Annotated in this window: 6 protein-coding genes and 1 pseudogene; 5 read left to right on the top strand and 2 right to left on the bottom strand. The window is 39.1% G+C overall.

Translation table 11 applies throughout. The features are described 5' to 3' along the window. The first annotated feature begins 662 nt into the window (after positions 1 to 662). From FTV09_RS12355 to FTV09_RS12345, 3 genes are all read left to right on the top strand, one after another. A complete protein-coding gene (locus tag FTV09_RS12355; protein WP_067761810.1) occupies positions 663 to 2,012 on the top strand; it encodes an aromatic acid/H+ symport family MFS transporter in 1,350 nt (449 codons plus the stop codon). A gap of 96 nt (positions 2,013 to 2,108) precedes the next feature. Next, the gene (locus FTV09_RS12350) at positions 2,109 to 2,876 is read left to right on the top strand and encodes a hypothetical protein (RefSeq protein ID WP_067761807.1); all 768 of its coding nucleotides are present in this window, start codon (positions 2,109 to 2,111) and stop codon (positions 2,874 to 2,876) included. A gap of 9 nt (positions 2,877 to 2,885) precedes the next feature. Continuing rightward, a complete protein-coding gene (locus tag FTV09_RS12345) occupies positions 2,886 to 3,197 on the top strand; it encodes an ankyrin repeat domain-containing protein (RefSeq protein ID WP_067761805.1) in 312 nt (103 codons plus the stop codon). Between the two features lie 170 nt (positions 3,198 to 3,367). Here the strand turns inward: FTV09_RS12345 and FTV09_RS12340 are convergent. Next, positions 3,368 to 3,904, bottom strand: a pseudogene (locus FTV09_RS12340) (type 1 glutamine amidotransferase domain-containing protein); the annotation flags it as partial. Positions 3,905 to 4,354: 450 nt separating this feature from the next. On the opposite strand from FTV09_RS12340, the gene FTV09_RS12335 reads away from it, so the two are divergent. Continuing rightward, complete coding sequence (locus tag FTV09_RS12335; RefSeq protein WP_373685028.1) at positions 4,355 to 5,527, top strand: PQQ-dependent sugar dehydrogenase; 1,173 nt, start codon at positions 4,355 to 4,357, stop codon at positions 5,525 to 5,527. A gap of 77 nt (positions 5,528 to 5,604) precedes the next feature. Here FTV09_RS12335 and FTV09_RS12330 read toward each other — a convergent pair whose 3' ends face one another. Continuing rightward, complete coding sequence (locus FTV09_RS12330; RefSeq protein ID WP_180058490.1) at positions 5,605 to 6,645, bottom strand: TauD/TfdA family dioxygenase; 1,041 nt, start codon at positions 6,643 to 6,645, stop codon at positions 5,605 to 5,607. A gap of 491 nt (positions 6,646 to 7,136) precedes the next feature. Here FTV09_RS12330 and FTV09_RS12325 point away from each other — a divergent pair, with 491 nt between their 5' ends. Continuing rightward, positions 7,137 to 7,532: a tautomerase family protein gene (locus tag FTV09_RS12325; RefSeq protein WP_180058489.1), complete on the top strand. Its 396-nt coding sequence runs from the start codon at positions 7,137 to 7,139 to the stop codon at positions 7,530 to 7,532. Positions 7,533 to 7,848: the final 316 nt, after the last annotated feature.

Here is a 7,848-nt window from a genome sequence, read left to right as displayed (position 1 = left end):
CGAACTCAGAAGTGAAACCTCTTAGCGCTGATGGTAGTGTGGGGTTACCCATGTGAGAGTAAGTCATCGCCAGCTCATTATTCAAAATCCCCCTAACTCTTATGAGATAGGGGGATTTTTTTATGCAATAAAAAAGGATAAGGGGAGTAGGCATTATAAAAAAGGATGAGACCTTGGAAAAATTAGCAACGTTTAGATCAAATATTCCATCAAATCGTAGGTTTAAAAACGGTTCAAGAAGCGTATTTACAGAGCTTTTAGCATCAAATAATCGTTATGAAACAGATTAAATAGTTCCAAAGAACTGCGACAAAATAAGTTGGAGCATGTTTTTTAAACAAACACTCAAGCTTTCAGTTAGCATTAGAAAAAACTATCTTTAATTTAATTAAAGGATTGGTTAAATTTTGAAAGATTTTACTGAATATAAATAGGTATTTAAGCTTAAAAAAATAGGCCTAAAATCATATATTGATAATTAAATAATATTCATAAAAAAACATGAAAAATAAATGAATAAACATATATTTAGAATGCATATATCTCATTAAACATACGTCTAATATCGCTAGAAATCTGACTTCCGTATATTCCGTCGCTATTGAATATTAGTGAAATATTCAATGAATGTTATGGACAAGTACTCATGGGAGATGAGAACGATGACAACGGAAAAAATAGACATAAATTCTGTAGTCGATAAGGCTAAGTTTACCCCGTTCCACTTCAATGTTGTGGCTTGGTGTTTATTGATTATTTTATTTGATGGCTACGACCTAGCAATCAATGGTGTGGTTTTACCTTTACTCATGCAAGACTGGGGCTTAAGTGCGATGCAAGCGGGAATGCTTGCCAGTACTGCGCTGGCAGGTATGATGTTTGGTGCCATGTTCTTTGGTTCACTCGCAGACAAGATTGGCCGTAAAAAAGTCATTATGATCTGTATTGTTTTGTTTAGTGGTTTGACTTTCGCTGGTGGCTTTGCGTCGAATCCAACAGAATTTGGTATTTTGCGTTTCTTGGCTGGTTTAGGGATTGGCGGTGTAATGCCTAACCTTGTGGCTTTAACGTCCGAATACGCACCGCAGAAGATGCGTAGCACACTCGTCACGACGATGTTTAGTGGTTATGCCGTTGGTGGTGTGATGGCGGCACTTTTAGGTTCATGGTTCACCCCTGACTTTGGCTGGCAAATCATGTTCTTTATTGCGGGGATTCCACTTTTCCTTTTACCTGTCATTTGGAAATTTTTGCCTGAATCTTTGGCATTTATGGTGAAAGAAAACAAACAGGAAAAAGCCCGCAGTATCGTGAAGCGCTTAGCGCCTGAAGTGAAAGTGACTGAAAATACAGTGTTCACTTTACCGCAAGAAAGCGTGCCTGAAGCTGCTAACGTGGTGAGTTTGTTCCGCCGTGGTCGTGCCGTAAATACATTATTGTTTTGGGTTGCGTTCTTTACGTGCCTATTGACCATGTATGCGCTAAGCAGCTGGTTACCAAAACTGATGATGGCAGCCGGTTATTCTATGGATAACAGCTTGATGTTCATGATGGTCATGAATGTGGGTGCTGTTGTAGGTATTGTGGGCGGTGGCATCTTGGCTGACCGTTTCCATTTAAAACCTGTATTGATGGTTTTAGGAATGATGGGTGCGATTGTAATGAGCTTGATGGGCTTCCAATCGAATCAGTTCTTGCTATACATCTTGGTGTTCTTGGCAGGTGCAGCATCTATTGGTTCGCAAATGCTGCTGTACAGCTATGTGGCGCAGTATTACCCACTTGCTGTACGTTCGACAGGTATTGGTTGGTCTTCTGCGATTGGACGTATGGGTGCGATTGTAGGGCCTATTCTAATTGGTGGTTTGCTCGGTATGAACTTACCTGCGCACTTCAACTTCATGGCAGTGGGTTTACCTGTGCTAATTACTGCAATTGCGGTTGCATTGATCATGCATGAAAATGACAGCGATAAAATTGAAGTAAAAGATGCTTCTACTGCGAAAGCATAAGTTGTGATTTTTAAAAAGAAAAGCCTCCGTAAGGGGGCTTTTTTATTTTTATCTGTATATTATTATGAGTGAAATCTAATCACAAAAAATATTTATATGTACAATTCAACTTTTACCTCGAATAATAATCAGGAAGAAAGTAATCGACTTATCTTAGATTTAAAGAGAATAATAGAAAAAGAGTTTGATGCTACTGATTGGAGTGAGCTTGGCCTCCTAGTAAATGCTGATCATATTATTAGTAATCATCCAAGGTTGCTAAGAAGTCTAAGTTGGGGGGATGGGGATTATGGGGCGTGTATTATTGATGTTCTTAAGACAATCCGAATAGATAATCCCCAGAACTTACAAAAAATTAAAGAATATTTAGATCATCGCAGTGGAGATAAAGATACATTGCATGTATCGAATCAAATAGCAGAAAAAAAGATCACCTTTTCTCCTTCAGTATTTGCAGTACCTGAAGTGAACGTTGAAAATGATCTTGTAGCGGTAATGATGCCTTTTTCAGGTTTTGATAATGTTTATAGTGCTATTAAGAATGCCGCAGAAAGAGCTAATTTAAGATGCTTAAGGGCTGATGATATTTGGGATAATAGTACAATTATTCAAGATATCTTTGACTTAATTTTTAAATCTAAAATAGTAATTGTGGATTTTAGTGGTAAAAATCCTAATGTAATGTATGAAACAGGAATTGCTCATACATTAGGTAAATTGGTTATTCCTTTGGCCCAAAGTGTAAATGATATCCCATCTGATATGATTCACCATAGAGCCTTAACCTATTTAAAAAATGGTGAAGGATTGGAACGATTGGAGAGTGATCTTTATCAAAAGCTCATTAAGCTAAGTGAAAGTTAGGAAATATATATGCAATTTAATTCTATCTCCCCAATCCCCGAAGATGATGAAGAACTACATCTGCCTGAACTGGTGTACTGGGCATCATTAGGGGAACTGGCTGAAGTCGAAAAATCTTTGGCAAATGGCACTGATGTAAACTCAGCCGACGAAGAAGGCTATAGCGCACTGCATGCAGCATCGGAAAACGGCTATTTGGACGTAGTGAAGCTCTTGGTAGAGAAAGGGGCAGACGTACAGCACAAAACCCAATACACAGCATTAGAGCTTGCAGAAATGGCAGGCAATGATGATGTGGTAGCGTACTTAAAAAATTTGTAAGCCATATATTTTATAATGTCTATTCATAAAATACCCGCATGCAATATGCGGGTATTTTCATTTTAGTATTGTTGCTGTTGCTGTTGCTGTTGCTGTTGCTGTTGCTGTTGCTGTTGCTGTTGCTGTTGCTGTTGCTGTTGCTGTTGCTGTTGCTGTTGCTGTTGCTGTTGCTCAAGCTCCTGCTGAATCGCTTGATTAAACGCAGGCAAGTCATCTGGACAACGAGAAGTAATTAGCACCCAACCGCCCGTATTGCAGCGATGCACTTGCTCATCAACCCAATGCGCACCCGCATTTTCCAAATCCAAACGAATACTTTTATAGGACGTCAGAGTTTTATCACGAATTCGTTCAGCATTAATGAGCGCCCAAGGACCATGACAAATTGCAGCAATAGGTTTTTGATGGTCAGCAAAGTTTTGAATAAGTCGCAGCGCATCTTCATCGATCCGTAGATGATCTGCATTGACAGTTCCCCCCGGAATTACTAACACATCATAGTCTTCAGCATTTACGCTGCTTAATTGGGCATTGGGTTGAACTTCAGCTTCGACCTTTTTGTCTGCTTTTACTGTTTGGACGACCGCATGTTTAATAGCGGCATGAATGGCTTCTATTCCCTTTTCATTTAAATAATTTAAGGGTTGGATCAGCTCGTCATGTTCAACACCGACATTTGACGTTATCACTAAAGCTTTTAAAGTCATGATTGGCTCCTTGCAATGAGGATTGTCTACCACGCTAACAAGCTGACGGATTTGGGTATGTAATAATTTCGCAGGAAACTGTAAGAAGTTTTGACAGAGATGTTATGCGAAAGTTCTAGATTAGCGTGAACTCTTAAAAAATCAGCTTGAAAAAAAAACCCCAACATCCTGTTGGGGTTTTCTTCGTATTTCGTATTTTAGATACAACTCCATGTCATATCTCACGTCCTGATGCAGAAACTATTCTTATTGTTTTTCTGTTTCGGAAACTTCCTGTTTCCTGATAACTGTAGATTAGGCCTGTTTGAATAAATTGAATAGCCGTAATAATCTGCATCACGTGTAAGCCTAAGCGTACAAAATTATCCTGTTACGATTATTTCAATATTTCACATAATTAATTTATTAGAATCAAATAATTATAAAGGGATAAGGAATTGGATAATGAAAATGAATGTGACATTTCGAACGGCTTGTGTGTTATTGGGTATCTTATCGACAAGTGCTTGTCATGCAGAAAATAACACGAAAAAATTAGAAAAAAATATTGAAAATTCAGTATCACTACAGCAACTTGAGCAAGATTACCAAATTAAAAACATTGCTCAATTTGATGAGCCTTGGGCGTTTCAACAACTCCCAGATGGACGTTTTTTATTGACGGAGAAAAAAGGTCAGATTGTCATTTTTAATCCCGCGACTCAACAGAAGATCACAGTTCAGAACCCACCAAAAGTGGCTTATGGCGGTCAAGGTGGCTTAGGCGATATTGTGCTTGATCCGCAATTTAGCCAAAACGGTCTTATTTACCTCAGTTATGCCGAGGCTGGAAAAGGCGGTTATGGGGCGGTGATTGAGCGCGCTCAGCTTGATCTAACAGCGGCACAACCGAGCTTAAAACAGCGAAAAATTATTTGGCAGCAAGTACCGAAAGTAGAAGGTCAAGGGCATTATTCACATCGGATGCACTTTGGTACAGATGGTAAACTTTGGGTTAGTTCAGGTGAACGTCAGAAGTTCGATCCTGCACAAGATATGCAGTCTAATTTGGGTAAAGTGCTACGCTTAAATAGTGATGGAACTCCTGCTGTAGATAATCCATTTCAGACTCAAGGTCCGATTGCACAACAAGTGTGGAGTTTAGGGCATCGTAATCCCTTAGGACTCGCATTTGATTCTAAACAACAGCTTTGGGTACTGGAAATGGGTCCGAAAGGAGGGGATGAGCTTAATTTGGTACATCGAGCTAAAAATTATGGCTATCCAATCGTTTCAAATGGTGATCATTACGATGATAAACCGATTCCAGATCATCATACACGTCCTGAATTTGAAGCACCGCTCATCAGTTGGACACCTGTGATTTCACCATCCAGTCTGATGTTTTATCAGGGCGATCGTTTCCCACAGTGGAAAAATAAGGCGCTGATTGGTGGCTTATCTTCACAAGCGATTGTAATTGTTGATACAGAGCTTAAACCTGTCCAAGAAATACAACGAATTGCCATGCCACAGCGTATTCGTGGACTCATTGAAGCCAAAGATGGCAGTATTTGGGGCATTGAAGATGGAGAAAAGGCATGGTTATTCAATATTGAACCGAAAAGTGCGATCAAAAAATAACCAAAATTTAAAATTTAAAAAAAAAGCCCCTTCGGGGCTTCTCTAATTTGGTACATCCATTAAATGACATACTTCAGTTAAGCTGCATAGTGCTCATCCGCGTTAAACATATTGGCTTGAATCTGAATTAACTTACGATTGCCTTGCTCGCCATTCATACGCCAATGCGCAATTTTAATATTATCTACAATGGCGACATCCCCCTTTTGCCATTGCAACAATAAAGCATCTTGATACATGGCATTAAAAAATTGCTGTTTTTCTTCATCAGTCCACTCAATTTGTTGACCTTGATGATTGTAAATTTCCCAAGTTAATTGCATGCCATCTGCGGTGGAATCAATCTCAATTTCCCCACGATTCAAAAAGCAATCTTTAGCGGCCCGATGCGCAAATGGATTGGTATTATTCGCAAAAGCCCAAGGTTGAATCACACGTTTTTTGGTGTCTGGATGATGAATCACGAGTGGACAACGTTGTAGGGTTAATTTAGCCTTTTTATCCTGCCGCATTTCTAAACTGAATGGACTTTTCTTTAATAATAAGCGATCGAATACACTGATTTTTCGCGCAGAAACATATGAAAAATGATTCCATGCACCTAAATATTTTTCTTGAAGATGCTTGGGTAAATTTTCCCATATATGTTCTAAATTATTGAATCCTGTTTCGGCCAAATAGGTCGAAGGCTCCTGACAGAATAAGGCAATGTAGCGTGAACGTTCGGAACGTACACCGCCTTCAACATGTGGACCTTGTACTGAATTTTCCACGGGTCCGAGTTGCACTGTATTACGATCAATATAACGTCGATAATCTCCTGCACCTAAAATACGTTCACTGTATTTACGCAGCCAAGATGCAACCCAGCCTGGCATGTTAGGGTTAAACGCATTCCACGGTTGAAACTGAAAATATTGCTCAATCAACTGATTAAATTGTTCAGGTTGTTCGACCTGAAATCCTCGAAATAGCACAATGCCATTTTTATGGATTTGCTGCATGAGCTCTTGGCGATGTGCACCAATATATTGAGCTAAATCTTGCATGCTATTATGAGTTGGATCGGCATGAAAAATACGGGTGAAGCTGTTTAACTGGTCGTACTTCAGTTGCATAGTCAATTCTCGAATTATTAGTTTGATTTTTTATTGTTATCGCTTAATCCCTAAGCGGTGACATTTAGGCTGCTAAAAACACAGCGTATATTTTGTTCGATGTCATTCGCGATTATAAGTACAGTTTTGCTGTCAGGGTGTAAGTTTTGTTTAAAAATGGCTTATTTACGATGAAGTAACTGAAGATGCTATTTGCAGAACAACGTATTGCTATATAAATAAAAAAGCCCCGACATCCTGTCGGGGCTTTTTAGATTCATTCTAAAGGTATGACTCCTGTCATACCGGTCAGCTTCCTGCTGTTGTGCATTCTTTATTTTTATTGCAAGACATCCTGTCTTTGTATGCTTTTACTATAGGCGTTACTGTAAAAAGGCTAAAGCGCTAAAGACCTAAGTCTGTGTAAGAAAATACCGACACATATATGCCAGACAGCGTAATTTTATAGATTTCCATAATATTCAAACGTCTATAATAACCAGAGTATTCGCATGTCAGCCACGCAAATTGACATCAGAATGCAATACAGTCTAGAACAAGAACAACAGCTTTTGCATGCTGTATTTGACGCATTAGAACAGAGTTTTCAACTTCCTCAATATGACCGTAATATTCGACTACAGGTACATATGCCTGAGCGCTTTCAAGTATTTGATCTTTTAACCCAACCCGAGCTTTTTACCCATATTACGATTGATTGCTTTGCTGGGCGTAGTTTAGACACCAAACGAAAACTCTATCAGCTGATGGTGCAAAATTTAGCAGTATTGGGCATCCCTCAAGATCACATCATCATTACTTTAAGGGAAATTCCTTTAGAAAATTGGGCAATCCGTGGTGGGCAGGCCGCTTGTGATGTCAATTTAGGTTTTAAGGTCGATGTTTAATGCAGTACTGAAGCCGATTTGTAATTTAATTTTTAAACAAGCCGTGCTGAAACGAAAAAAGCCCCGACATCCTGTCGAGGCTTTTTCGGATTCATTCTAGCGGTATAACTCCTGTCCTACCGTAAGCTTCCTGCTCATTGTCTTATCATTGTTGTTTTATGTTCAGTGACATCCTGTCTCTGTATGATTGAACTATAAAAGTATTTTAATAGCGTGAATAGTGTCTATTCTCGGCAGTCTGTGTAAGCTAAAACGTACAATAATCTTTTGAATGAAAAGGTGTCCTTTTGCATTTTTGTGAGCTCTGCATGGCTGT

The sequence above is a fragment of the Acinetobacter sp. YH12227 genome, assembly GCF_013417785.1.
GTDB lineage: Bacteria > Pseudomonadota > Gammaproteobacteria > Pseudomonadales > Moraxellaceae > Acinetobacter > Acinetobacter gandensis.
Note: the sequence above shows the minus strand (reverse complement) of the source record. Positions and strands in the feature narration are given on the sequence as shown.

What these genes read in the sequence shown, in the direction of transcription:
- FTV09_RS12330 (WP_180058490.1), bottom strand. Translation starts at nt 6,645, where the DNA reads ATGCAACTGAAGTACGACCAGTTAAACAGCTTCACCCGTATTTTTCAT.
- FTV09_RS12355 (WP_067761810.1), top strand. Translation starts at nt 663, where the DNA reads ATGACAACGGAAAAAATAGACATAAATTCTGTAGTCGATAAGGCTAAG.
- FTV09_RS12345 (WP_067761805.1), top strand. Translation starts at nt 2,886, where the DNA reads ATGCAATTTAATTCTATCTCCCCAATCCCCGAAGATGATGAAGAACTA.
- FTV09_RS12350 (WP_067761807.1), top strand. Translation starts at nt 2,109, where the DNA reads ATGTACAATTCAACTTTTACCTCGAATAATAATCAGGAAGAAAGTAAT.
- FTV09_RS12335 (WP_373685028.1), top strand. Translation starts at nt 4,355, where the DNA reads ATGAATGTGACATTTCGAACGGCTTGTGTGTTATTGGGTATCTTATCG.
- FTV09_RS12325 (WP_180058489.1), top strand. Translation starts at nt 7,137, where the DNA reads ATGTCAGCCACGCAAATTGACATCAGAATGCAATACAGTCTAGAACAA.